The organism is Haloprofundus salinisoli, from assembly GCF_020097815.1.
In the GTDB taxonomy this organism is placed as follows: Archaea; Halobacteriota; Halobacteria; order Halobacteriales; family Haloferacaceae; genus Haloprofundus; species Haloprofundus salinisoli.
Map to the genome: position 1 here is coordinate 2,744,542 of NZ_CP083663.1, position 20,595 is coordinate 2,765,136.

The window sequence follows — 20,595 nt, forward strand, 5'->3', positions numbered from 1 at the left end:
ACACGCTTCAGGCGAACAGCCCGGCGTCTTCGGCTTCTAGGAGCTCCTTGTACCGGTTGCGGATGGTGACTTCGCTGATGTTGGCGACGTCACTGACCTCGCTCTGGGTCACCTTCTCGTTGGTCAGCAGTGCGGCGGCGTAGACGGACGCCGCGGCGAGACCGACGGGCGACTTCCCGGAGTGGATTCCCTTCTCCTTGGCCGTCTTCAGCAGCTGGCGGGCGCGGCGTTCGGCCTCGTCGGAGAGGTCGAGCGCCGAGGCGAACCGCGGCACGTACTGCTCGGGGTCGGCGGGCTGAATTTCGAGTTTCAGCTCGCGGACGACGTAGCGGTACGTCCGGGTGAGCTCCATCTTCTCGACGCGGGAGACGATCGCGATCTCGTCGAGGCTGCGGGGCATCCCGGCCTGACGCGCGGCGGCGTAGAGACTCGCCGTGGCGACGCCCTCGATGGAGCGACCGGGGAGCAGGTCCTCTGCTAACGCACGGCGGTAGATGACCGAGGCCGTTTCGCGGACGTTCTCGGGAAGTCCGAGCGCAGAGGCCATGCGGTCGATCTCGCCGAGCGCCTGCTTCAGGTTGCGCTCTTTCGAGTCGCGGGTGCGGAAGCGCTCGTTCCACGTGCGGAGTCGCTGCATCTGCTGGCGCTGGCGGCTCGACAGCGAGTTGCCGTAGGCGTCCTTGTTCTGCCAGCCGATGTTCGTCGACAGCCCCTTGTCGTGCATCATCTTCGTCGTCGGCGCACCGACGCGGGACTTCGAGTCGCGCTCTGCGCTATCGAAGGCGCGCCACTCGGGGCCGCGGTCGACGGAGTCTTCCTCGACGACGAGGCCGCAGTCGGTACAGACGGTCTCACCGTGTTCGGTGTCGCTGACGAGTTGGCCGCCACACTCGGGACAGGTGCGTACCGACTCGCTCTCTCGTTCTCGTTCTGATTCCGTTTCTCCGGTGTAGGTACGGATGGTTGTGTCGGTCATGGTGGTCCTCGTATTAGTGGCGGACCGCTATCCGGAAGGAGAAATATGGAGAATACGCCGGATCGGTCCTTACCCACAGTAAGGACGCAACCTTTATAAATGTTTCGCGCCGAATCCCCGAGAGACGGTCTCAAACCGACGATTACGTGAGTATTCAGTATTCGAGAATTTCCGATTGGCCTATCTGAGAGTATTAAAGTTGACGGTGAGTCGGATCGCAAACAGCCGGGCTCTTCGCCTGTTCCGGCCGACGTCTCGGGCGGGTCCCGTCTCGAGCGTCCACCCGTCGACCGAGTTCCGGCTCCGACCCGTTTACGCCGGGTGCTGAACCGACTCGAACAGCGAGACGATGTTCGACTCCTCGCCGCTCAACTGCTGGGGGTAGACGCCGAGCGCGATGACGAAGTCGTCCTCGTGGCGCACCTTTGTCACGTGGACGAACACGTCCACCTGCTGGCCTTCGACGTTCGAGGTCGCCTCGTACTTCGTCACCTCCGTCTCGGTTCCGAGCATCGTCAGCGTCTGCGAACTCACCTCGCTGACGTTACTCAGTCCCTCGTACTGACTCGTCAGCATCTGGACGAGGTCCTCGTTGCTGTAGTCCTTCAGCGGGTTGAGCGTCCGACTCGCGATTTCGACGGCCGGCGAAGAGATGGCGGCGAAGACGCCGAGCTTCTGCTCGGCGAGCAGACTCAGGCTCAAACTCTTCTCGTACGTCGAGATCTGGTTCGTCACTTCGACGCTTCGCGTCTGCCCGGCGGCGCTGAACTCGCGGGTGATGGTCTGGGCCTCGGTGCCGTCGAGCTCGTAGCCGGTGTCGTTCGCCACCGACTCCTCGGCCAGCGCGGGGTCCGCCTCGAACGAGAGCGCTTCCTGGCCCGTGACGAAGTTAAGACAACCGCTCGACGCGACCAGCGCGCCGAGTGCCGCAGTCGCTACCTCGCGTCTCGTGTGTCTCATCGCACCCGTCTCTCTCACTCAGCGTTATAAGTCTCTCGGCTGGACTGTTGTCGTCTACGGCCGCTCTCGGAGAATCCGATCTCGGTCACGCACTCGCTTACTCACCGCGCCAATCGGGGTCTCTTCCCTCCAGAAACGCGTCGATGCCCTCGTTCTTGTCGTGGCTGTCGAAGAGGCCGACGAACAGTTCGGACTCGTACGCTAGCCCCGAATCGAGGTCCATCCGGGTCGCGGCCCGAAGCGCCTCCTTCGCCCGCGCCAGCGCGAGCGGACTCTTCGACGCCATCTTCCCGGCGAGGTCCGAAACCCGGTCGTCGAGCTCGCCGGCCGGGTGGGCCTCCTCGACGAGCCCGATCTCGGCCGCCTCCGTTCCGTCGACGAGTTCGCCAGACAGGACGAGTTTTCGCGCCTGGCCGGTCCCGACCAGTCGCGTCAGTCGCTGGGTGCCGCCGCCGCCGGGGATGATGCCGAGGCTGATCTCGGGTTGTCCGAGTTTGGCGTCCTCGCGGGCCAGTCGGATGTCACAGGCTTGGGCGAGTTCGCACCCACCGCCGAGCGCGTGGCCGTTGACGCGGGCGACAACGGGCTTCGAACAGTCTGCGACCGTCTCGTAGATGCGCGGTCGCTCGCTCGCTTCGTGCTGTTCGACGGCGCTTCGCTCGCGGAGTTCCTTCACGTCCGCGCCGGCGACGAACGCCTTCGCCTCGTCGGACCCGGTGAGCACGACGACTCGTACGTCGTCGTCAGTCTCGACCGTCTCGAATACCTGCGTGAGTTCCGCCCGGACCTGCGCGCTCAGCGCGTTGCGGGCGTCGGGTCGGTCGATGGTGACCGTGAGCACGTGGTCGCCGTACTCGCCGTACTCTGTGCGGACGAACTCGGCGTCCGCCGCGGCGTCGACGCTCGACTGCTCTTCACTCATCGCCGCCCCCCGAGACGCCGACGATTTCGCCGTCCTCCCAGACGTAGAACCCCTCGCCGGTCTTCTTGCCGAGTTTCCCGGCGCGGACCTTCTTGCGCAGGAGCGTCGGCGGGCGGAACCGCTCGCCCAACTCTTCGCGCAGGTGTTCGAGGATGTCGAGGCGGACGTCCAACCCGACCACGTCGCCGAGTTCGAGCGGTCCCATCGGGTGGTTGTAGCCGAGTTCCATCGCGGCGTCGATGTCGCGGGGGCTGGCGACGCCGGATTCGACCATCCGAACCGCCTCGACGCCGAGGGCGACGCCCAACCGCGAGGTGGCGAACCCGGGGGTGTCCTCGACGACGACGGCGGTTCTATCGACTCCTTCGACGAACGACTCGCCGAACTCGCGCGTCTCTGGGCCCGTCTGCTCGGCCAGCACGACTTCGACCAACTGCATGATATGCGGCGGGTTGAAAAAGTGCAGGCCGAGACAGCGCGAGGGGTCCGAGAGCGCGCTGGCGATGCTCGTCACCGGCAGCGACGAGGTGTTCGTCGCCAACACGGCGTCGGTCGGCGCGTGGTCGGCAACGTCCGACAGCACCTGTTTTTTGAGTTCCTCGTCCTCCGGTACCGCCTCCACGACGAGGTCCGCGTCGGCGACGGCGTCGGCGAGGTCCGTCGTGCCGTCGAGTCGCGCGAGCGTCGCCTCCCGCTCCGTTTCGCTCACCTTCCCGCGTTCGACGCCCCCGTCGAGATTCGCCTCGATGGCCGCGAGTCCGTCGGCGACGAGTTCGTCTTCGATGTCGCGGAGCGTCACGTCGTGACCGCCCATCGCGCTCACCTGCGCGATGCCGTGGCCCATCGTCCCCGCACCAATTACACAGACGTTCATGAACGATGTGGCTCGGGTCAGCGATTAAATCATTCCCATTGGATCACATCTCGTTCCGTCAAATATCAACAGAGACGAACTCTCCCGCTTATTTGGGGTTCACGCTGGGGACGGTATGGTCTGCGTCATACTCGACGCAGAGGAGATGAGTCGCGAAGACGCGGCGGCGCGTCTGGAAGAACTGGCGCAGGAACTCCGCGACGGCGACGACCGCTCGGAGTAACCGTTTTGTACCGCCTCTCCGAGCGAATCATCATGGTTTACAATGAGGTAGAACGCACCGACCGCGACGAGGTACGGGCGATGCAGGACGAGCGACTGCGAACGACCGTCGAACACGCCTACGAGAACGTTCCCTTCTACCGCGACGCCCTCGACGAGGCGGGCGTCTCACCCGGTGACATCCGCGGTATCGACGACATCTCGCTGCTGCCGTTCACCTCCAAGGAGAATTTCCGCGACCACTACCCGACGGGCCTCGTCGCCGTCGACCGCGAGGACTTGCGCCGCATCCACGCCTCGTCGGGGACGACGGGCAAGCCGAAAGTCGTCGGCTACACCGAAGGCGACCTGCACGTGTGGGGTGAGGTGGTCACGCGGTCGCTCGCGGCGGCGGGCGTCACCGCCGGCTACACGGTCCAAAACGCCTACGGCTACGGTCTCTTCACCGGGGGTCTGGGCATCCACATGGGCTGTGAGACGCTCGGCGCGAACGTCATCCCCATCGGCGGCGGGCAGACCGGCAGACAGCTCGAACTGCTCTCGGACCTCGGGTCGGACGTACTGACCTGCACGCCCTCGTACGCACTCTATCTCGCAGAGACGGCGGAAAAGAAGGGCCTCGACCCCCGCGAGTGGAATCTCTCGACGGTCGTCATCGGCGCGGAACCCTGTACCGAGCCGATGCGCGCCGAGATAGAGGAGGCGCTCGACGTGACGGCGCTCGACATCTACGGTCTCTCCGAAATCGTCGGCCCCGGCGTCTCGATGGAGTGCGAGGCCAAGTCGGGCCTACACGTCTGGGAGGACCACTTCTACCCCGAGATCGTCGACCCCGAGACGGGCGACCCGCTCTCGGAGGGCGAGGAGGGCGAACTCGTCTTCACGACGCTCACGAAGGAAGCCGTTCCAGTCCTCCGGTATCGGACCGGCGATCTGGCGACGCTGACGCGCGAGACCTGCGAGTGCGGGCGGACGATGGTCCGCATGTCGCACGTCACTGGCCGGAGCGACGATATGCTCGTCGTCCGCGGCGTCAACGTCTACCCGAGCGAGATCGAGTCGGTCGTGCTGGAGTTCGACGCCGTCGCGCCGTACTACCGCATCGACCTCCGACGCGACGGCCAACTCGACACCATCCACATCACCGTCGAGCGGACCGAGGAGTTCGACGGCGACGCCGACGAACTGGCCGACCGACTCCGCGACCGGCTCCAGACGGTGCTCTCGCTGTCGCCGGACTCGCTCACCATCGCGATGCCCGGCGGTATCGAGCGTACCGAAACGGGAAAAGTAAAGCGCGTCTTCGACCACCGCTGACCGGCACGCGACACGCCGGTCGTTCGGTTTCAGGCGTCTGAGGACGTCGCCACCGGGTCCCCAGTCGGACTGTCGTCTACGCCCGCCGACCCCTCACGAGCGTCTCCGTCCTCAGAGGTGTACTTCTCGCGTCGCCGCTCGTTCTCGGCGCGGATGCGTCGTCCGCTGTAGAGGTAGTACGCCGGAGCGACGAACGGGAGCGCGAACGCCGCGCCGAACCAGAGGTGGCGCGTCCAGCCCCACTCGTACCCCTGTCGCCGCATCGCCTTGATGTCCGAGCGGACGAACCCGGCGATGAACAGGTGCGTGACGAGCATCACGACCAACCCCGCGCCGTCGCCGACGGGAATCGAGAGCACGAGAAGCGGGATGCCGAGCACCCAGATGAGAAGCACGAGTTTGCGGTACGGCGCGACCAATCGGCGCTCGCTCCACCCGTCGCCGCCGCGGTCGGCGTCGCGTCCGCGTCTGTAGCTGTCCATGCGTCGAGATGGCCACCGCCGGAGCAAAAGCGATTCGCCCGCCGCCATCCCCTTGACCGGCGTTCGTCGCTCATCCCCTCGGTCGGTGTTCGTCGCCCATCGCCGACGCTCGGAGACGGCGGCCCCGCCGCTTTTCTTCGCTCCGGCCGAAGGGCTCGTATGGCAGAGATCGACGCCGCGAACGTGTTGCCGACCGAGCGACTCCAGTCGATGGTCGCCGAGGGTCGAGTAACGCAACTGCACCGCGGGCACGCTTACGCCGAGACGGGCGACACCTTCGAGGTCGACGGGCGACACCTTCGAGGTCGACGGGCGACGGTTCGAGGTCGTCGCCGTCGACACCCGGACGCTCGGGGATCTGACCGAGGAGGACGCCCGCGCAGAAGGCTCGGAGAACTTGGACGCGTACCGCGAACGCCTCGAACGCGCTCACGGCGACTTCGAGTGGGACGACGACACCGAAGTCGTCCGCCACCGCTTCGAGCCGGTCGAGTAACCGAATTTCCCCGCCTATCCTAGCCGTTTAACCGCGATTTCGTGTTGGCCGCTCTCGGTTTCGACAGTCACCGCCTCGACGATGGCATCTTTCGCCGTCTCGCGCCACCGCCGGACCGCCTCCGCGTGTACGTCACGGTGGGCGTCGACCGAGTAGTCGCCCGCCTCACGGAGGCGGTCTTCGGTCTCGTCGGGGTCCGGAAACGCCGGAACGTCGGCCACGAGACGCTCGGGGTCGAGGTGAATCGGGTCGGTCGGTCCCTCGTAACTCCCTTCACTCCCGGCGAGGTGGAGGCGAGCGCGCATCCGTCCCGCGAACGGCGGTGTCACGCGCAGAACGGCGGGCACGCCTTTTCGCCGCCGCGCCTCCAAGGCTGTGACGACGTCGTCACCGGTGACGGCGATGGAGCGAATGCGCGCGGGGTCGCTGTCGCCGGCCGTCTCGTTGTTCTCGGCCGTCTCGCTTTCGTCGCGCGTCATCGCTCTCGGTTCGGCGGTGAGAGCCAAGGCGTTTTCGTGCTCCCGTCGGTGACTCGACGACCGAACTCGGTTCGACGGCCGAACCCGCTCACGAGGGGGCCGACCGGAGGCCGCCGCCGCACTCGGGGCAGAGCGCGTAGTACGAGCGTGGCGTCACTCGCTGGTCACACTGCTCGCAGACGAACACAGAACGTTCCGTCATCGTCCCCACTGGTCGCTGCTTCGTGTTAAATGCTACCATGAATCGGATGGCGGATAGTACACAAATTTTTATCATCGATAGGAGAACCGGGAGACGTGCCATACAGCTACGAACCACAGTACTTCGAGGAGTACGAGGTCGGTCAGACGTTCGAGAGCGCCGGACGCACCGTGACCGAGACGGACTTCGTCATGCACTCGGCGCTGTCGGGCGACTGGACGGAACTCCACACGAACCGTCACTACGCCGACGACGAGTACTTCGGCGAACGCGTCGCCCACGGACCGATGACGTTCGTCCTCGCCACGGGATTGGTCTTCCGCTGTGGCTTCCTCGAACGCACCGTCGTTGCCTTCCTCGGTATGAACTACATGGACATCCCCGCGCCGGTCAAGATGGGCGACACCATCTCCTTGGATCTGGAAGTCGTCGAGACGAAACCGTTCTCCAGTCGTGACGACGCCGGACTCGTCGTCATCGACTCCGAGATGACGAATCAGGACGGCGAAACGGTGTTCGCCGGCGACATGAAGTTCATGATAAAGACCGAACCGTAATCCCAACACGTTTTCTTTGGTCATCGACGGGTGCGGGAGTTCCGAACGCGAGTCTCGCACCGCTCCGAAATCGGTGGCCTCAGTCGTAAGCGGTATGAAACGAAGCGCTTGCTTGCTATGGCAAGCCGAATCACCATGAACGACGGTGTGGACATCTTACAAAGCAATGGATTCGGAACGTTCACCCGAGCGAGTCGGACGGCTAGCAGCAGACGAAGTCGAACAGAGAGTACTGCCGGACGGCGGGCAGTCAGCCGAGGCGGAAGACGAAGAGGAGGACGACGAGTCGGAGACGTCCGAATCCGCCGAGGAGACCGAACAGTCCGAGGAGTCCGCAGACGAGGAAGAGTCGGAAGCCGAGGCCGAACCCGAAGGCGAGGAAGCCGAAGAAGGTGGAGAAGGCGAAGAAGGCGAGGAAGGCGAAGAAGGCGAGGAAGACGAAGAAGACGAAGAAGGCGGAGAAGATGAAGAAGGTGGAGAAGACGAAGAAGGCGGAGAAGATGAAGAAGGTGGAGAAGACGAAGAAGGCGAGGAGTATCCCTCCGAAACGGCCAAAGAGAAGGAAGAGGCCTCCGACAAGCGACAGGAGGCGATGCGGGGTGAGGACGAGACCGGAGTTCTCTTCTTGGACCTCGAAGGCCTGCATCTCGACCTACTCGGACTGGAGGTGGACCTCGGCGACGTCGTCTTGGACATCTCCGCCCAAGAGGGCGAGGGGAACCTCGTCGGCAACCTACTGGCGGCCGTCGCCGGACTGCTCGACGACGGACTCGGCAACATCGCGGACAAACTCCCGGGCATCCCCGAACTCCCGGAGATGGGTGACCTCCTCCCGTCGCTCGGCGGCGAGGGCGAGGACGGCGAGGGCGGTCCCCTCTCGTCGGCGGCGGACGCCACCAAGAACACGCTCAAATCCGCCGCGAAGGAGCTCCCGCTCCAGGAGATTGCGGTCCAACTCGTCGTCGGGGTGGTGAACCAACTGTTCGGTGACACCGACGAGGAGGAGGAAGCCGAGGCTGACGAAGAGGAAGAAGCCGAGGCTGACGAGGACGGAAGCGACGAGAGCGAAGCCGAAGAGACCGAAGGCGAGGAGACCGAATCGAGCGACGAAGAGGACGAGGGGGACGACGAGTCGTGAGCGAGTCGTCGATTCTCGGTCGCCTAGACGTGACCGAGCTGCTGACTAGCCTCGACTACGACGAACTGCTGGCCGACACGAAGTGGGACGGAATTCAGGACGAGGACGGTCTCGGCGAGCAGCTCGGTGGCCGGGGCGGCGAAGTCCTCGGTGCACTCGTCGGCTCCGCGCTCGGCGCACTGCTCGGTGAACGCGTCGTCAAAGGCGCGCTGACCCGATTTACCGGAGGGAGCGGCGATGAGTGACTCGTCGTCCTCCTCGTCGTCTTCGATACAGAGCGTCGTCGCCGACGAAGTCGGAGACCAGATAGACGGCCGGCAGGTCGGCGAGAGCGTCGGCCGAAAGATCGGCAGTCGACTGGGTCGCGAACTCGGCAGACGGCTCGGCCATACGGTCGACGAGACCGTCCGAGAGGGCGTCGAAGCGGGAAAGAAGCCGTTCGAGATTCTCGGCGACGTCAAAGAGACGCTCAAACAGGCGATCCTGAACTCGCTCGGGACGCGCGAGGCGGTCGAGGAGAGCGCCAGCGTGCTACGCGACGCGGTCTCCGAACCGAGCGAAATCGAGCAGACGGCCGAGGAAACCGCGGAGACGGCCACGGAGTCCGCCGAGAGCGCCAAAGAGCAAGCGACGGATACGGCCGAGAGCGCCGCCGAGAAGACGACCGACACCGCCGAGAAAGCCACCGACCAAGCGGCGGACGCCGCCGAGAGCGCTACGGAACAGGTGACCGACACCGGCGAGAGCGCCGAAGAGACAGCCGAGGGCGACGAGGAGACGGCCGACGAAGCCGAGTCCCGCGCGACGGGCGGCGTCCCCGACAACCTCAGCGACGTCCGGCGGGAGACGTACCGGGAACTGCTCGAAACCGTCTCCTACCGGGAACTGCAGTCGATGGCGAAGGACGCCGAGATCAAGGCGAATCAGAGCCGCGAGGAACTCGTCGACGACCTCGTCGAGCAGTTCGACCAGGAGACCGACGAGGACGACGAAACCGACGAAGCCGACGAGACCGACGAGGCAGACCAGTCCGACGACGGGGGTGACGGAGACGAATGACCGACGCCGCCGAGAACGTCAACCGCCTCCTCGAAGAAGCGACCCAGGCGCTCTCGGCGCCCGACGACGAGCGCGACGACCGACTCCGCGAACTCGCCGACGAGACGGCGGCGTTCGTCGACGAGACGTCGACCGCCGACCTCATCGAAGGCGTCGGCCTCACCGACGACGACGGCGGGCAGGTGAAGACGATTCCGAACGCCCTCGCCGTCGGCAGCGAGGACTCTGTGCTCGGCCTCAAGACGATTCTGGCGCTGTCGAACGCCGAGAACCTCGACGACCCCGACGCGATGAGCAACCTTCGTGAACGGCTCTCCGAACTCACCGGCGGGTCCGAGCAGTCGGCGGACGAGGACCCGACCGACGAAGGCGAGGAACCCGAGCAAGCCGACGAGACGACGGCCGAGGCGGACGAGGTCGAAGAGACCGACGCCGAGTCGGCCGAGGAACCGGCAGTCGAGGGCTCCGGAGAAGCCGAAGCGGACGAAGAAGACGGGCCGCTTCTCACGGAGTCGCTGCAGTCGCAACTCGACGAGGCGGCCGACTCGATCAGAGCCAGTATCGAACAGATGCAGGCCGACGACGAGGGGGCCACGGACGAGGAGGCCGAAGCCGAAGCCGAAGCCGAGGCCGAGGCCGAGGCCGAAGCCGAGACCGAAGAAGAGGACGACGGTCTTCTCGACGTCGGCCGCGACGACATCGGCGACGACGTCGGCGACGACCGCGATTCCCGGGGACGTGCGACGATGCACTCGACCGTGCCGAAGTCACGCCGCGACATGAACGGCGTCGCCCGTCATTCGACCGTTCCGAAGCGGTGAGCGGGTACGCTCCGACGACCGCGGCCCGTTCGTAATTTTCCACTCGAGATGATACCACACCTGTCGACTGTCCGGGCGACGCTGACGAACGTCGTCGCCGAGTTTCGCTCGAAGAACGTCGCGTTCATGGCCGGCAGCATCGCCTACAACGCGTTCGTCTCGCTGCTCCCCCTGCTTCTGTTGCTCGTCCTCTCGGTGTCGGTCGTCGGCAGCGCCGCGCTCGAACGCCGGGTTATCGAACTCGCGGCGACGTATCTCGCTCCCGGCGTCGGCGAGACGCTTCGGGAGGTGCTGCGGGAGGCCAACGACAACACCGGCTTCTCGCTCGTCGGCATCGTCGTGCTGCTGTGGGGGACGCTGAAGATATTCCGCGGGCTCGACACCGCCTTCGCCGAGATATACGAGACCGAGGACACGGACGAGTTCGTCGACCAACTCCGCGACGGACTCGTCGTCTTCGTCGCGCTCCTGGTCGCCGTCGTCGCCATGATCACGACCGGGTCGGCCTTCGCCGCGCTCGCACAGCGACTCGCCATCGGCGTCCTGAACCCGCTGTTTCTCGTCGTCGCCCTCAGTATCGCGTTCTTCCCGCTGTACTACATCTTCCCGAACGCCGACCTCTCGATCAGAGACGTCGTTCCGGGACTCGTCACCGCCGCCGCGGGGTGGGCGGCGCTCCAGGCGCTGTTTCAGGTGTACGTCGCCGCCTCCGCGAAGACGGACGCCTACGGCGTCCTCGGCGGTATCGTCCTCCTCGTCACGTGGCTCTACTTCGCCGGCCTGCTCCTGTTGCTCGGGGCAGTCATCAACGCCGTCGTCGGCGGGTACGTCGGCGACGGCGTTGACGACGGTTCGGGTCCCGAGCAGGCTGACCTTTTCGACGTCATCGACGCCCGCGGCGTCGGAAACGCGGCACCCCACCGAACGCATCGGAAAACGCGGCTGACGCCGGACGAAACGGCGACGTACCTCGACCGCTTCCGCGAGGACCTGACCGATCGATATCGCGGCATGCGACCGACCGACGGCGAACGGTCTCACCGGTCTCCCGCCGCAGCGACCGAAATCGGATTGCTCGAACGCTCGTACGAGACCGACGGCGACCCCGTCTACGAGACGTGCTTCCGGTGGCGCGTCCCCGAGCGAGAGTCCGAAATCGACGCCGACGCCACCGCCGACACGCCCGGCACCGCCGACACCGCCGACCCCGGTGAAGCGGACGAGTCCGCGCCGGCCGACGCGCGGCGAGCGGAGGAGAACTGAATCCGAGGACAGACACCGGCGACTCCCGGCGAAACGCTTTCCGCCGGGGCGTCGACTGGATGGTATGAGCACCCGGCGCTCCCCTATCGCGGTGGGCAGAGGCGTCCTCGCGGAGTTCCGTTCGAAGAACGTCGCGTTCATGGCCGGCAGCATCGCCTACAACGCGTTCGTCTCGCTGATTCCGCTTTTACTTCTGGTCGTGCTCCTCGTGTCGCTTCTCGGCTCCGAGCAACTCGAAGGACGGGTCTCGGGTCTGGTCGCGTCGTCGCTGACTCCCGCGACGGGGGAGCTGGTCTCGAACGCCCTCGACAGCGCGAGCGAGGGTACCGGACTCTCCATCGTCGGCGTCGTCGTCCTCCTGTGGGGGACGTTGAAGATATTCCGCGGGCTCGACACCGCCTTCTCGGAGATTTACGAGACCGAAGGGAGCAACGAGTTCGTCGACCAACTCCGCGACGGACTCGTCGTCTTCGTCGCACTCCTCGTCGGCATCACGGCGATGGTCGCCGCCAGCACCGCCTTCGCCGCCTTCGAATCGCTACCCTGGGTCGGACTGCTCAACCCGCTCGTGTTAATTCTCGGGCTGAGCATCGCGTTCCTCCCGCTGTACTACGTGTTCCCCGACGCCGACCTCTCGGTCCGGGGGATCCTTCCCGGCGTGCTGACGGCGGCGGTCGGGTGGGCGCTCCTCCAAGGCGTGTTCCAGTTCTACATCGCCTTCTCGGACAAGTCCGAGGCGTACGGCGTGCTCGGCGGCGTCATCCTCCTCGTGACCTGGCTCTACTTCGGCGGCCTCGTCCTCCTGCTCGGCGCAGTGGTCAACGCCGTCGTCGGAGGTTACGCGACCGGTGCGTCGGGCGGCGTCGGCCGCGGTGCCGCCGAGCGTGCGGCGAACCGCGAACTGCTGCGCGAAGACCGCCTGAACCGCGACCAGGCGGCGTCGTACCTTCGACGACTCCGTGAGGACGTCGCGCGGCGCTACGAGGGGATGGAACCGATGTCCACCGACGGGACGCCCGGTCGTTCTCGGATGCCGGAGACCGGCACGCTCGAAGTCGAAGAGCGAGCGTTCGAGGAAGACGACGGGCGGACCTACGAGGTACGACTCCGGTGGGAACTCGGAGAGAGCGACGCGCACACCGGGGCGGCTGCGGCGACGGACACCGCCGACGCGGACTCACCGGACCGGTCGTCGACGCCCGCAGACGACTGAGTTCGCCGACGACTGACGCCGACCGGCTAACCCCGACCGAGAATCTGTCCCAACACTCCAGACTGCCCGCGCCGGAGTCGTTCGAGAAACGCCGACTTGCTGATTTCCAGCTCCTCGGCCACTTCCGACGCCGTCGCCGCCTTCGGCACCGAGAAGTAGCCCATCTCCAGCGCCGCCCGGAGCGCCGCCTCCTGAGCGGGTGTCACGTCCCACCGTGCGGCGGCCGACTCCGCCTGCGGTCCGAGCGGGTAGACGCGTTCGAGCGTCACGCCGACGGCTTCGCCGGCAGCCGCCAGCACGCCCTGCAGCACGTCGTAGCCGACGACCGCGCCCGTGAATCGCTCCTCGCCGTCGCGGTAGCTCAGCGTCTCGGCGACGAACCCTACGTCTGTCAGTTCGTGGACGATGCAGGGATGCTTCGAGAGACAACGGTACGTGTCCCGCCCCTCGGCCGTCGCGCGGTGGAGGTAGCGCAGTCGTTCGTCGTCGTCGAGCGCCGCCGCGAGTTCGCCGCTCGTCGGCGCGCCGAACCGGAGGAGGACGTTCCCGTCACCGCGCAACTGCGGCGGTTCGCACTCGATAGTCGCGTTCGTCGCGCGTGACGCTGCCGCCAGCGGGCAGTCGTCGCCGGTCACCCGGAACTCCACGACCAAACACTCCTCGCGCATCGACCGCTAATCGTCCGGCGGAAACATATAAATACCGCCTATAGCCGGGTGAACGGGTAAGCCGGAGAATCTATAATGAACGACCATGGACCTCGACACCGTCAAAGAGCGGGCCGGACCGCGGCAGTTCAGCCCGAAAGACGACATGCCGGAGGAGTACCGGAAAGCGGCGACGCGGATGATCCAGTTCCACGCCAACTCCGAGGTGATGGGCGGTTACCTCGACAAGGTGTTCACGCGCATGGCCCCGAGTCTCGATCGGAAACTCGCCTGCACGGCGAAGACGCAAGACGAAATCGGTCACGCGCAACTGCTCTACCGCGCCGCCGAGACGCTCGGCGTGAAGACGCGCGAGGAGATGTTGGACGAGTTGGAACGCGGCGACGGGAAGTTTCTCAACTGCTTTCACTACCCGGTGAGCTCGTGGTACGAAGCGCCGATGATCGACTTCTTCGTCGACGGCGGCGCGATGCGCCGACAGGCGACGCTCAAGAGCACCTCGTGGGAGCCGTACGCGCACGCGATGGACAAAGTCTGCTTCGAGGAGGGCTTTCACGTCAAACACGGCGAGGACATCCTTCGGGAACTCATGCGCTCCTCGAAGGCGAACCAGGAGCGAACCCAGGAGGTGTTCGACACGTGGTGGCCGCGCATCCTCCAGTTCTTCGGGCCGATGAACAGCCAGAGCACGCACAACGACTTCGCCCAGCAGGTGGGACTGAAGACCGTCTCGAACTCCGAGCTCCGGCAGGCGTTTCTGAACGCCTACATCCCGAAAGCCGAGAAGTACGGCCTCGAAATCCCCGACGAACCCAGAATCGAGTACGACGAGGAGACCGGCAAGTACGCCGTCGTCGAAGAGGACCTCGACTGGGACGAGTTCTGGACCATCGCCAAGAACGACTACGAGGGTAGTTACGAACAGATCGGCTCGCGTCGTCAGCGCCACGAGGCCGTGGCGTGGGTACGCGAGGCGATGGACGGCTGGGAGCACAACTCCGCGGGCACGACCCCACAGGCGGCCGATTAGAATGATCTGGGAAGTGTTCAGACAGGAGAAACCCGGGAAGTACCACCAGCACTGCGGCAACGTCCACGCGCCGGACCGCGAGATGGCGCTGATGTTCGCGCAGATTCAGCACGGCCGCCGCATGCAGACCAACAGCCTCTGGGTCGTCCCGCGCGACGAAATCGGCGAGGTCGACGCCGACGAGGCGAAGTTCGGCGGCACGACCGACAAGGCGTACCGCTGGGCGATGACGTACAACAACGTCGACGCCAGTTTCGCCGCCGAGGTCGAGGAGAGCGAGGACGAACAGCGCGAGGCGGCCAAGAAGCGCAAGGAGGCCCAGTCGTGAGCTCTCCACGATTCGCCGGTCCCGACGACCTCGGCGACCGCGAACGGGCGGCGCTCGAAGCCCTCCTCTTTCGGATGGCCGACGACGAGTACGTCGCCGCCGAGCGCTACGTCGAGTGGCAGATCTTCGCGCCGACGCTCGAATCCGACCTCGCGCTCGCCAACGTCGCCCAGGACGAGTACGGCCACGCCCGACTCTGGTACGACTTGCTCCAGGATTTGGGCCACACTGAACAGGAACTCATCTGGGAGCGCCCGCCCGAGAGCTGGCGGCACGCGACGCTCGTCGAACTCGAAACCGAACCCGGTGACTGGGCGGACACGATGGTCCGGACGTACCTCTACGACACCGCCGAGCAGCTGCGCATGGAGGCCATCGTCGACTCGTCGTACGCGCCGCTGTGTGACCGCGTCGAGAAAGTGCTCGCAGAGGAGTCGTACCACCGCGAGCACGCCCAGAACTGGCTGGACCGCCTCGCCGACGAGGGCAGCGAAGAGAGTCGCGCCCGCGTCCAGACCGCGCTGGACCGCCTGTTCCCCCACGCGCTGACGCTGTTCGCACCCAGTCCCCGCGAGGACGACATCGTCGACCTGGGACTCCGGACCGAGACGCTGTCTGACCTCCGCGCCGAATGGCTGGATATCGTCGTCCCGTATCTCGAATCGCTGGGCCTGGACGTGCCCGAGCCCGAGGAAGTCGAACGAGTGCAGTCGACCGGCCGCGACGGCGACCACACCGACGACTGGTTCGACCTCTACGAGGAGTTCACCGCGACGTACCGCCAACTCGACTTCGAGAGGCCGACCACGCTCAGGGGTGAGGGCGCGTGAGCGCGGACGACTTCGAAGGCAACGAGTTCGAGTCGGAGGCGTGCGCCTACACCGACTACACGTCCGGCGAGGCCCACGAGCAGTACCCGAAGACCGGCGGGGGAGCGACCGGCGTCGAGCGCGACGTGTGGGACGCGCTGTACGAAGTGGAAGACCCCGAGATGCCCGTCAGCATCGTCGACTTGGGGCTCATCTACGGCGTGGAAGTCGCCGACGACGTCGCGCGCGTCGAGATGACGCTCACCTACACCGGCTGTCCGGCCCGCGACATGATTCTCAACGACGTGCGCTGTGCCGCGCTCGCCGCCGGCGTCGCCGACGCCGAGGTGACGCTACGGTACTCGCCGCCGTGGAACGTCGAGATGGTGACAGAGCGAGGGAAAGAAGACCTTCGGGAGTTCGGGCTGAGCGTCTGATGCGCTTCGACCCGAGCACCCGCGGCGAAGGCCCCGAAACCGGCGTCGAGTGTCCCTACTGCGAGTCGACGAACACGGTGCGCGACCACCCCAAGGGACCGGGACTCTGCCGGTCGATGCACTACTGCGAGGACTGCGAACAGCCGTTCGAGCGGTTCGGCTGACGGCGGAGTCGACCCCTTTTAACCCTCGGCGCGTCCACCTCCGACCATGACCGAAGACGCGTGGTTCGCCGGCGTCGACGTCGGCGACACCGAGACGGCGGCGTCGCGCATCCGTGAGGGGAGCGCCGACGCGCCCGCTGACTGGCCCGCCGCGGCCGTCGACAGCGGGTTCGCCGCCGACGGGGACGAGTACTACGAGCTGTTTCGAGCGGCGAGCATCGAGGCCGCCCGAACCGCCGCTGCGGAGGCCGAGCGCGCCGACGACAAGCAGTTGATGCACGCCGTCCGCGCGATGGACGACGCCGAGCGCACGGCCAACGAGCTCGCCGAGCGCCTCGGCGAGTGGGCCGGGAGCCTCTTCGGGGACGCCGGAACGGGCGTCGACTACGCCCGCGACCTCGCCGACCGCGACCCGCAGGACGCCACCGAGGAGCGCGTTGTCTCGCTCGCCGAGCGCGTGACCGGACTGGCCGACGAGCGAGACGCGCTCCGCGAGTACGTCGAGCGCCGCGCCCCGGAAGTCGCGCCGAACCTCGCGGAGATGGCCGGACCGGTGCTCACCGCCCGTCTCATCTCGCTGGCCGGCGGTCTGGACTCGCTGGCGAAGAAACCCAGCGGAACGGTGCAGGTGCTCGGCGCGGAGGACGCGCTGTTCGCGCACCTCGCCGGACGCGCGTCGTCGCCGAAACACGGCGTCATCTACGTCCACGAAGCGGTCAGGGGAACTCGACCGCAGGACCGCGGGTCGGCCGCCCGCGCGCTCGCGGGCAAACTCGCCATCGCCGCCCGCATCGACCACTACAGTGGCGATCTCAGGCCGGAGGTACACGAGGAACTCCGCGAGCGAATCGAGACGATTCGCGCCCGTGCGGAGGAGGAAGGCGAATGACTGCGCTTCCCGAGGGCGTCGAGCGCCGCTCGTTCGACGGCCGCGAGCGACTCGCCACGCGGGGCGAGACCGTCTACGGCGAACCCACGGACGGGGAGTGGCGACTCTGGGACGCCGGACGATCGAAGCTCGGCGCGATGCTCGAACTCGAAATGGAGACGGGCCTCGCGGGCGACGAGTCGGTCCTCTACCTCGGCGCGGCGTCGGGGACGACGGTGAGCCACGTCGCCGACTTCGCCGGCCCGACGTACGCCGTCGAGTTCGCGCCCCGCCCCGTCCGCGACCTCGTCGACGTCGCCGAGGACAGAGACAACCTCTTCCCACTGTTGAAGGACGCTCGGAAACCCGAGACGTACGCCCACGCCGTCGAAGCCGACCTCGACGTCATCGTCCAGGACGTGGCGACGCGCGGACAGGCCGACGTCGCGGTCCGCAATCGCCAGTTTCTCACCGACGACGGGCGACTGCTCATGGCGGTCAAGGCGCGAAGCGAGGACGTGACCAGCGACCCCGACGAGGTGTTCGACGGCGTCGTTTCCCGACTCGAAGACGCCTACGAGGTGCTGGAGACGAAGCGTCTGGACCGCTTCCACAGCGACCATCTCGGAGTCGTCGCCCGACCGAGATAACGCGGAAGCGCCGTTCGGTCCGCCCGCGGATGGGCGTATCGCCCGCACTCCCGGTCGCTGCGGCCGACTTCACGAACTATTTACTTCGAGGTTCCGAAAGGCGAGCAATGGAGGAGTTGGGCACGCGCGAGGCGTTCGACCGGATGGGAACCCTCGGCATCGAAGAGGAGTTTTTCATCGTCGACGACGCAGGGCGTCCCACGTCGGGTATCGACGAGTTAGTGTACGGCGACGACCCGCCCGAACTACTCGAAGACCGCATCGACCACGAACTGTTCCAGTTCACGATCGAGACGCAGACGCCGCTCATCGAACGCCCCGGCGACGCCGCGGACGCCCTCGCCGACGTCCGCGAGGCGCTCGTTGACCACGCCGAGACCCACGGCTTCGGTATCGCCGCCGCGGGTCTCCACCCGGCGGCGAAGTGGCGCGAACTCGACCACGCTCGGAAGCCGCGCTACCGTGCGCAACTCGACCGCATCCAGTATCCGCAGCACCGAAACACGACCGCGGGACTCCACGTCCACGTCGGCGTCGACGGCGCCGACAAGGCCGTCTGGGTCGCAAACGAACTCCGCTGGTATCTCCCGGTCCTGTTGGCGCTGTCGGCGAACTCGCCGTTCTGGGACGGTTTCGACACCGGCCTCGCGTCGGCGCGGGCGAAGATATTCGAGGGACTGCCGAACACGGGGATGCCGACTCGGTTCTCGGACTTCGAGTCGTACGCGCGGTTCGAGCGTCGGATGGTCGAGACGGGGTCGATAAACGACAGGGGCGAGCTCTGGTACGACGTCCGCCCCCACACCGGCCACGGAACCGTCGAAGTCCGGACGCCGGACACCCAGCGCGACCCCGAGGTGGTGTTGGCGTTCGTCGAAGCGGTCCACGCGCTGGTCGTCGACCTCGCCGAGCGCTTTGAGGACGGCGAACCCGGCACCGACATCCGCCGGGAACTGCTCGACGAGAACAAGTGGCGCGCGATGCGACACGGCCACGACGCCTCGTTCGTCGACACGGACGCCGAGTCGGTCGTCGACCTCGAAACCGCCGTCGACCGCGTCTGTGACCGACTCGACATCTCCGGACTTCGCTCGGTTCTCGCCGACGAGAGCGGTGCGTCCAGACAGCGGCGGGTTCTCCGCGAGGGCGATCTGGACGCGCTCTGTGCGTCGCTGCGCCTCTGAGTCGTCAGACGACCGAGGGGCCAAACGCTTTTTCCGACTGTAGTTCTGACCTCCGAACCGAGACATATGTCTGCCGAGGACACCTCCGACGAGCCGCGGAGCGACGACAGGGCGGCCGAGGAAGACGACCAGTCGACGACTCGGGAACGACTCGGCGACGGCGCAGACCGTGCCGTGACCGAGTTCGACCAGAACGTCGTCGACTTGCTGGCCTGGGTGCTCGACACGGAGACGCGAGCGCGCATCTACGTGTACCTCCGTCAGCATCCGAACAGCACCAGCGACGAGGTCTCCGAGGGGACCGGACTGTATCCGAGCACCGTCCGCGAGGCGCTCGCGGAACTACACGCCGAGGAGCGGGTGACGCGACAGAAACGCGAGAGCGCCGGTGCGGGCAACAACCCCTACGAGTACGAGACCATCGCGCCGAGCGATCTCGTCCGCAGCGTCACCGAACAGGTCCAATCGGAGCTGAACACGGTGTTCAACCTCGATTCGCAACTCCGCGCCGACGGCGACGACGCCGCCGAGTCGACGCCGGTGACCATCACCGTCGACAGCGACGACGCCGACGACTAACTGTCCGACGAAGCCGACCTTTTTAAGTGAGCAGACGCCGACACGAGGATTATGCACGTCGCGCTCGGTGGCACGTTCGACCCGGTTCACGACGGCCACCGCGCCCTGTTCGAGCGCGCGTTCGAACTCGGTGACCTCACCGTCGGGCTCACTTCCGACGAGCTCGCACCGAAGACCCGACACGTCGACCGGTACGTTCGGTCGTTCGAGGACCGAAAGCGGGAGCTGATTGACGAACTCGAACCGCTGGCCGCCGAGTACGACCGCGAGTTCGAGATACGAGAGCTGTCGGAGCCGACCGGTATCGCCACCGAGCCCGGGTTCGACGTGCTCATCGTCTCCCCCGAGACCGAACGCGGCGGCGAGAAGGTCAACGAGATCCGGCGCGAGCGCGACCTCGACCCGCTCGAAATCGAAGTCGTTGACCACCTCGCCGCCGAGGACGGCGAACGCATCTCCTCGACGCGTATCGTCTCGGGCGAAATCGACCGCCACGGCAACCTCACGCCCGAGCGCGAGGGCCGCGGCAAGACGCCGCCGGAGTAACTAGCTCACCACGAGGGCGGGCGGAAGCCGGCGTCTTCTAAGATGTTCTTCCAGCGTTTCTGTATCGAGAGCCGAGTCACGTCCATCGCGTCGGCGACGGCGGTCTGCGAGCGCTCCTCGCCGGCGATGAGCGCGCCGGCGTAGAGACTGGCGGCGGCCGTCGCGGGCTTCGAGCGGTCCTCGTCGGGGACGTGGGTGAGAAACAGGTCAGTCGCGTTCGACCGCGACTCCGAGCCGAGGTCGAGGCTGTCGGCCGCCCGTTCGAGTTGGGTGAGCCACTCCTCGTTGTCGACGCGGTCACGTGCGCGGTACATAGTTCCCGTTCCGTCTCAGCGGCTATAAACTGACCGC

Annotated in this window: 26 protein-coding genes and 2 pseudogenes; 19 read left to right on the forward strand and 9 right to left on the reverse strand. The window is 66.3% G+C overall.

All coding sequences use genetic code 11. The features are described 5' to 3' along the window. Positions 1-7: 7 nt before the first annotated feature. From LAQ73_RS14410 to LAQ73_RS14425, 4 genes are all read right to left on the reverse strand, one after another. A complete protein-coding gene (locus LAQ73_RS14410) occupies positions 8-976 on the reverse strand; it encodes a transcription initiation factor IIB (protein ID WP_224268953.1) in 969 nt (322 codons plus the stop codon). A gap of 312 nt (positions 977-1,288) precedes the next feature. Continuing rightward, entirely contained in the window at positions 1,289-1,936 is a 648-nt protein-coding gene (locus LAQ73_RS14415; protein ID WP_224268954.1) for a DUF6517 family protein, read from the reverse strand. A 97-nt stretch (positions 1,937-2,033) separates the two neighbouring features. After that, positions 2,034-2,858 (reverse strand): enoyl-CoA hydratase/isomerase family protein, encoded by an 825-nt coding sequence (locus LAQ73_RS14420; protein ID WP_224268955.1) that lies wholly within the window; start codon positions 2,856-2,858, stop codon positions 2,034-2,036. Continuing rightward, entirely contained in the window at positions 2,851-3,732 is an 882-nt protein-coding gene (locus LAQ73_RS14425; RefSeq protein ID WP_224268956.1) for a 3-hydroxyacyl-CoA dehydrogenase family protein, read from the reverse strand. The genes LAQ73_RS14420 and LAQ73_RS14425 overlap by 8 nt, the downstream gene beginning before the upstream one ends. 255 nt (positions 3,733-3,987) lie before the next feature. Here LAQ73_RS14425 and paaK point away from each other — a divergent pair, with 255 nt between their 5' ends. Continuing rightward, positions 3,988-5,271 (forward strand): phenylacetate--CoA ligase PaaK, encoded by a 1,284-nt coding sequence (gene paaK / locus LAQ73_RS14430; protein ID WP_224268957.1) that lies wholly within the window; start codon positions 3,988-3,990, stop codon positions 5,269-5,271. Positions 5,272-5,402: 131 nt separating this feature from the next. Here the strand turns inward: paaK and LAQ73_RS17770 are convergent. Then, positions 5,403-5,801, reverse strand: a pseudogene (locus LAQ73_RS17770) (hypothetical protein); the annotation flags it as partial. 111 nt (positions 5,802-5,912) lie between these two features. Between LAQ73_RS17770 and LAQ73_RS17775 the strand changes: the two are divergent. After that, a pseudogene (locus LAQ73_RS17775) lies at positions 5,913-6,249 on the forward strand (ASCH domain-containing protein). Positions 6,250-6,263: 14 nt separating this feature from the next. Here the strand turns inward: LAQ73_RS17775 and LAQ73_RS14445 are convergent. Beyond that, a complete protein-coding gene (locus LAQ73_RS14445; protein ID WP_224268959.1) occupies positions 6,264-6,728 on the reverse strand; it encodes a DUF8009 family protein in 465 nt (154 codons plus the stop codon). Positions 6,729-6,816: 88 nt separating this feature from the next. Next, positions 6,817-6,930 carry a hydrogenase maturation nickel metallochaperone HypA gene (locus LAQ73_RS14450; RefSeq protein ID WP_224268960.1) on the reverse strand — a complete coding sequence of 38 codons (114 nt, stop codon included), beginning with the start codon at positions 6,928-6,930 and terminating at the stop codon, positions 6,817-6,819. A 95-nt stretch (positions 6,931-7,025) separates the two neighbouring features. On the opposite strand from LAQ73_RS14450, the gene LAQ73_RS14455 reads away from it, so the two are divergent. The 7 genes from LAQ73_RS14455 to LAQ73_RS14485 all read left to right on the forward strand — a co-directional run bounded on the left by LAQ73_RS14455 (position 7,026) and on the right by LAQ73_RS14485 (position 12,981). Continuing rightward, on the forward strand, positions 7,026-7,487 hold the full coding sequence (locus LAQ73_RS14455; RefSeq protein ID WP_224268961.1) for a MaoC/PaaZ C-terminal domain-containing protein: 462 nt from the start codon (positions 7,026-7,028) through the stop codon (positions 7,485-7,487). Between the two features lie 166 nt (positions 7,488-7,653). Continuing rightward, positions 7,654-8,625 (forward strand): hypothetical protein, encoded by a 972-nt coding sequence (locus LAQ73_RS14460; RefSeq protein ID WP_224268962.1) that lies wholly within the window; start codon positions 7,654-7,656, stop codon positions 8,623-8,625. Continuing rightward, a complete protein-coding gene (locus LAQ73_RS14465) occupies positions 8,622-8,870 on the forward strand; it encodes a hypothetical protein (RefSeq protein WP_224268963.1) in 249 nt (82 codons plus the stop codon). Before LAQ73_RS14460 ends, LAQ73_RS14465 begins: the two co-directional genes overlap by 4 nt. Beyond that, positions 8,863-9,684, forward strand: a complete 822-nt coding sequence (locus tag LAQ73_RS14470; protein ID WP_224268964.1) for a hypothetical protein — start codon at positions 8,863-8,865, stop codon at positions 9,682-9,684. Before LAQ73_RS14465 ends, LAQ73_RS14470 begins: the two co-directional genes overlap by 8 nt. Then, positions 9,681-10,505 (forward strand): prolipoprotein diacylglyceryl transferase, encoded by an 825-nt coding sequence (locus LAQ73_RS14475; RefSeq protein ID WP_224268965.1) that lies wholly within the window; start codon positions 9,681-9,683, stop codon positions 10,503-10,505. Before LAQ73_RS14470 ends, LAQ73_RS14475 begins: the two co-directional genes overlap by 4 nt. A gap of 48 nt (positions 10,506-10,553) precedes the next feature. After that, positions 10,554-11,768, forward strand: coding sequence for a YihY/virulence factor BrkB family protein (locus LAQ73_RS14480; protein ID WP_224268966.1), 1,215 nt, complete (start codon positions 10,554-10,556; stop codon positions 11,766-11,768). A gap of 64 nt (positions 11,769-11,832) precedes the next feature. Then, on the forward strand, positions 11,833-12,981 hold the full coding sequence (locus LAQ73_RS14485; protein WP_224268967.1) for a YhjD/YihY/BrkB family envelope integrity protein: 1,149 nt from the start codon (positions 11,833-11,835) through the stop codon (positions 12,979-12,981). 26 nt (positions 12,982-13,007) lie between these two features. Here the strand turns inward: LAQ73_RS14485 and LAQ73_RS14490 are convergent, their stop codons facing one another. Next, the gene (locus LAQ73_RS14490; RefSeq protein WP_224268968.1) at positions 13,008-13,649 is read right to left on the reverse strand and encodes a helix-turn-helix domain-containing protein; all 642 of its coding nucleotides are present in this window, start codon (positions 13,647-13,649) and stop codon (positions 13,008-13,010) included. Positions 13,650-13,734: 85 nt separating this feature from the next. Between LAQ73_RS14490 and paaA the strand changes: the two genes are divergently transcribed. The 10 genes from paaA to LAQ73_RS14540 all read left to right on the forward strand — a co-directional run bounded on the left by paaA (position 13,735) and on the right by LAQ73_RS14540 (position 20,244). Then, complete coding sequence (gene paaA, locus LAQ73_RS14495) at positions 13,735-14,679, forward strand: 1,2-phenylacetyl-CoA epoxidase subunit PaaA (RefSeq protein WP_224268969.1); 945 nt, start codon at positions 13,735-13,737, stop codon at positions 14,677-14,679. A 1-nt stretch (position 14,680) separates the two neighbouring features. Next, positions 14,681-15,007: a 1,2-phenylacetyl-CoA epoxidase subunit PaaB gene (paaB, locus tag LAQ73_RS14500; protein WP_224268970.1), complete on the forward strand. Its 327-nt coding sequence runs from the start codon at positions 14,681-14,683 to the stop codon at positions 15,005-15,007. Then, complete coding sequence (paaC, locus tag LAQ73_RS14505; RefSeq protein ID WP_224268971.1) at positions 15,004-15,837, forward strand: 1,2-phenylacetyl-CoA epoxidase subunit PaaC; 834 nt, start codon at positions 15,004-15,006, stop codon at positions 15,835-15,837. Before paaB ends, paaC begins: the two co-directional genes overlap by 4 nt. After that, entirely contained in the window at positions 15,834-16,253 is a 420-nt protein-coding gene (gene paaD / locus LAQ73_RS14510) for a 1,2-phenylacetyl-CoA epoxidase subunit PaaD (RefSeq protein WP_224268972.1), read from the forward strand. Before paaC ends, paaD begins: the two co-directional genes overlap by 4 nt. Next, positions 16,253-16,417: a 1,2-phenylacetyl-CoA epoxidase subunit PaaE gene (gene paaE / locus LAQ73_RS14515; protein ID WP_224270791.1), complete on the forward strand. Its 165-nt coding sequence runs from the start codon at positions 16,253-16,255 to the stop codon at positions 16,415-16,417. Before paaD ends, paaE begins: the two co-directional genes overlap by 1 nt. A gap of 46 nt (positions 16,418-16,463) precedes the next feature. Then, the gene (locus tag LAQ73_RS14520) at positions 16,464-17,306 is read left to right on the forward strand and encodes an NOP5/NOP56 family protein (RefSeq protein ID WP_224268973.1); all 843 of its coding nucleotides are present in this window, start codon (positions 16,464-16,466) and stop codon (positions 17,304-17,306) included. Then, a complete protein-coding gene (locus LAQ73_RS14525) occupies positions 17,303-17,935 on the forward strand; it encodes a fibrillarin-like rRNA/tRNA 2'-O-methyltransferase (RefSeq protein ID WP_224268974.1) in 633 nt (210 codons plus the stop codon). Before LAQ73_RS14520 ends, LAQ73_RS14525 begins: the two co-directional genes overlap by 4 nt. A 107-nt stretch (positions 17,936-18,042) precedes the next feature. Beyond that, on the forward strand, positions 18,043-19,119 hold the full coding sequence (locus LAQ73_RS14530) for a glutamate--cysteine ligase (protein WP_224268975.1): 1,077 nt from the start codon (positions 18,043-18,045) through the stop codon (positions 19,117-19,119). A 66-nt stretch (positions 19,120-19,185) separates the two neighbouring features. Beyond that, positions 19,186-19,698 (forward strand): helix-turn-helix domain-containing protein, encoded by a 513-nt coding sequence (locus tag LAQ73_RS14535; protein WP_224268976.1) that lies wholly within the window; start codon positions 19,186-19,188, stop codon positions 19,696-19,698. Between the two features lie 51 nt (positions 19,699-19,749). After that, positions 19,750-20,244: a phosphopantetheine adenylyltransferase gene (locus tag LAQ73_RS14540; protein ID WP_224268977.1), complete on the forward strand. Its 495-nt coding sequence runs from the start codon at positions 19,750-19,752 to the stop codon at positions 20,242-20,244. A 5-nt stretch (positions 20,245-20,249) separates the two neighbouring features. Here the strand turns inward: LAQ73_RS14540 and LAQ73_RS14545 are convergent, their stop codons facing one another. Then, positions 20,250-20,558 (reverse strand): cyclin family protein, encoded by a 309-nt coding sequence (locus tag LAQ73_RS14545; RefSeq protein ID WP_224268978.1) that lies wholly within the window; start codon positions 20,556-20,558, stop codon positions 20,250-20,252. Positions 20,559-20,595 lie beyond the last annotated feature (37 nt).

Bases quoted from the DNA above. Each gene is read 5' to 3' on its own strand.
- LAQ73_RS14410 (WP_224268953.1), bottom strand. From the start codon at position 976: ATGACCGACACAACCATCCGTACCTACACCGGAGAAACGGAATCAGAA.
- LAQ73_RS14415 (WP_224268954.1), bottom strand. From the start codon at position 1,936: ATGAGACACACGAGACGCGAGGTAGCGACTGCGGCACTCGGCGCGCTG.
- LAQ73_RS14420 (WP_224268955.1), bottom strand. From the start codon at position 2,858: ATGAGTGAAGAGCAGTCGAGCGTCGACGCCGCGGCGGACGCCGAGTTC.
- LAQ73_RS14425 (WP_224268956.1), bottom strand. From the start codon at position 3,732: ATGAACGTCTGTGTAATTGGTGCGGGGACGATGGGCCACGGCATCGCG.
- paaK (WP_224268957.1), top strand. From the start codon at position 3,988: ATGGTTTACAATGAGGTAGAACGCACCGACCGCGACGAGGTACGGGCG.
- LAQ73_RS14445 (WP_224268959.1), bottom strand. From the start codon at position 6,728: ATGACGCGCGACGAAAGCGAGACGGCCGAGAACAACGAGACGGCCGGC.
- LAQ73_RS14450 (WP_224268960.1), bottom strand. From the start codon at position 6,930: ATGACGGAACGTTCTGTGTTCGTCTGCGAGCAGTGTGACCAGCGAGTG.
- LAQ73_RS14460 (WP_224268962.1), top strand. From the start codon at position 7,654: ATGGATTCGGAACGTTCACCCGAGCGAGTCGGACGGCTAGCAGCAGAC.
- LAQ73_RS14470 (WP_224268964.1), top strand. From the start codon at position 8,863: ATGAGTGACTCGTCGTCCTCCTCGTCGTCTTCGATACAGAGCGTCGTC.
- LAQ73_RS14475 (WP_224268965.1), top strand. From the start codon at position 9,681: ATGACCGACGCCGCCGAGAACGTCAACCGCCTCCTCGAAGAAGCGACC.
- LAQ73_RS14480 (WP_224268966.1), top strand. From the start codon at position 10,554: ATGATACCACACCTGTCGACTGTCCGGGCGACGCTGACGAACGTCGTC.
- LAQ73_RS14485 (WP_224268967.1), top strand. From the start codon at position 11,833: ATGAGCACCCGGCGCTCCCCTATCGCGGTGGGCAGAGGCGTCCTCGCG.
- LAQ73_RS14490 (WP_224268968.1), bottom strand. From the start codon at position 13,649: ATGCGCGAGGAGTGTTTGGTCGTGGAGTTCCGGGTGACCGGCGACGAC.
- paaA (WP_224268969.1), top strand. From the start codon at position 13,735: ATGGACCTCGACACCGTCAAAGAGCGGGCCGGACCGCGGCAGTTCAGC.
- paaB (WP_224268970.1), top strand. From the start codon at position 14,681: ATGATCTGGGAAGTGTTCAGACAGGAGAAACCCGGGAAGTACCACCAG.
- paaE (WP_224270791.1), top strand. From the start codon at position 16,253: ATGCGCTTCGACCCGAGCACCCGCGGCGAAGGCCCCGAAACCGGCGTC.
- LAQ73_RS14520 (WP_224268973.1), top strand. From the start codon at position 16,464: ATGACCGAAGACGCGTGGTTCGCCGGCGTCGACGTCGGCGACACCGAG.
- LAQ73_RS14525 (WP_224268974.1), top strand. From the start codon at position 17,303: ATGACTGCGCTTCCCGAGGGCGTCGAGCGCCGCTCGTTCGACGGCCGC.
- LAQ73_RS14530 (WP_224268975.1), top strand. From the start codon at position 18,043: ATGGAGGAGTTGGGCACGCGCGAGGCGTTCGACCGGATGGGAACCCTC.
- LAQ73_RS14535 (WP_224268976.1), top strand. From the start codon at position 19,186: ATGTCTGCCGAGGACACCTCCGACGAGCCGCGGAGCGACGACAGGGCG.
- LAQ73_RS14540 (WP_224268977.1), top strand. From the start codon at position 19,750: ATGCACGTCGCGCTCGGTGGCACGTTCGACCCGGTTCACGACGGCCAC.
- LAQ73_RS14545 (WP_224268978.1), bottom strand. From the start codon at position 20,558: ATGTACCGCGCACGTGACCGCGTCGACAACGAGGAGTGGCTCACCCAA.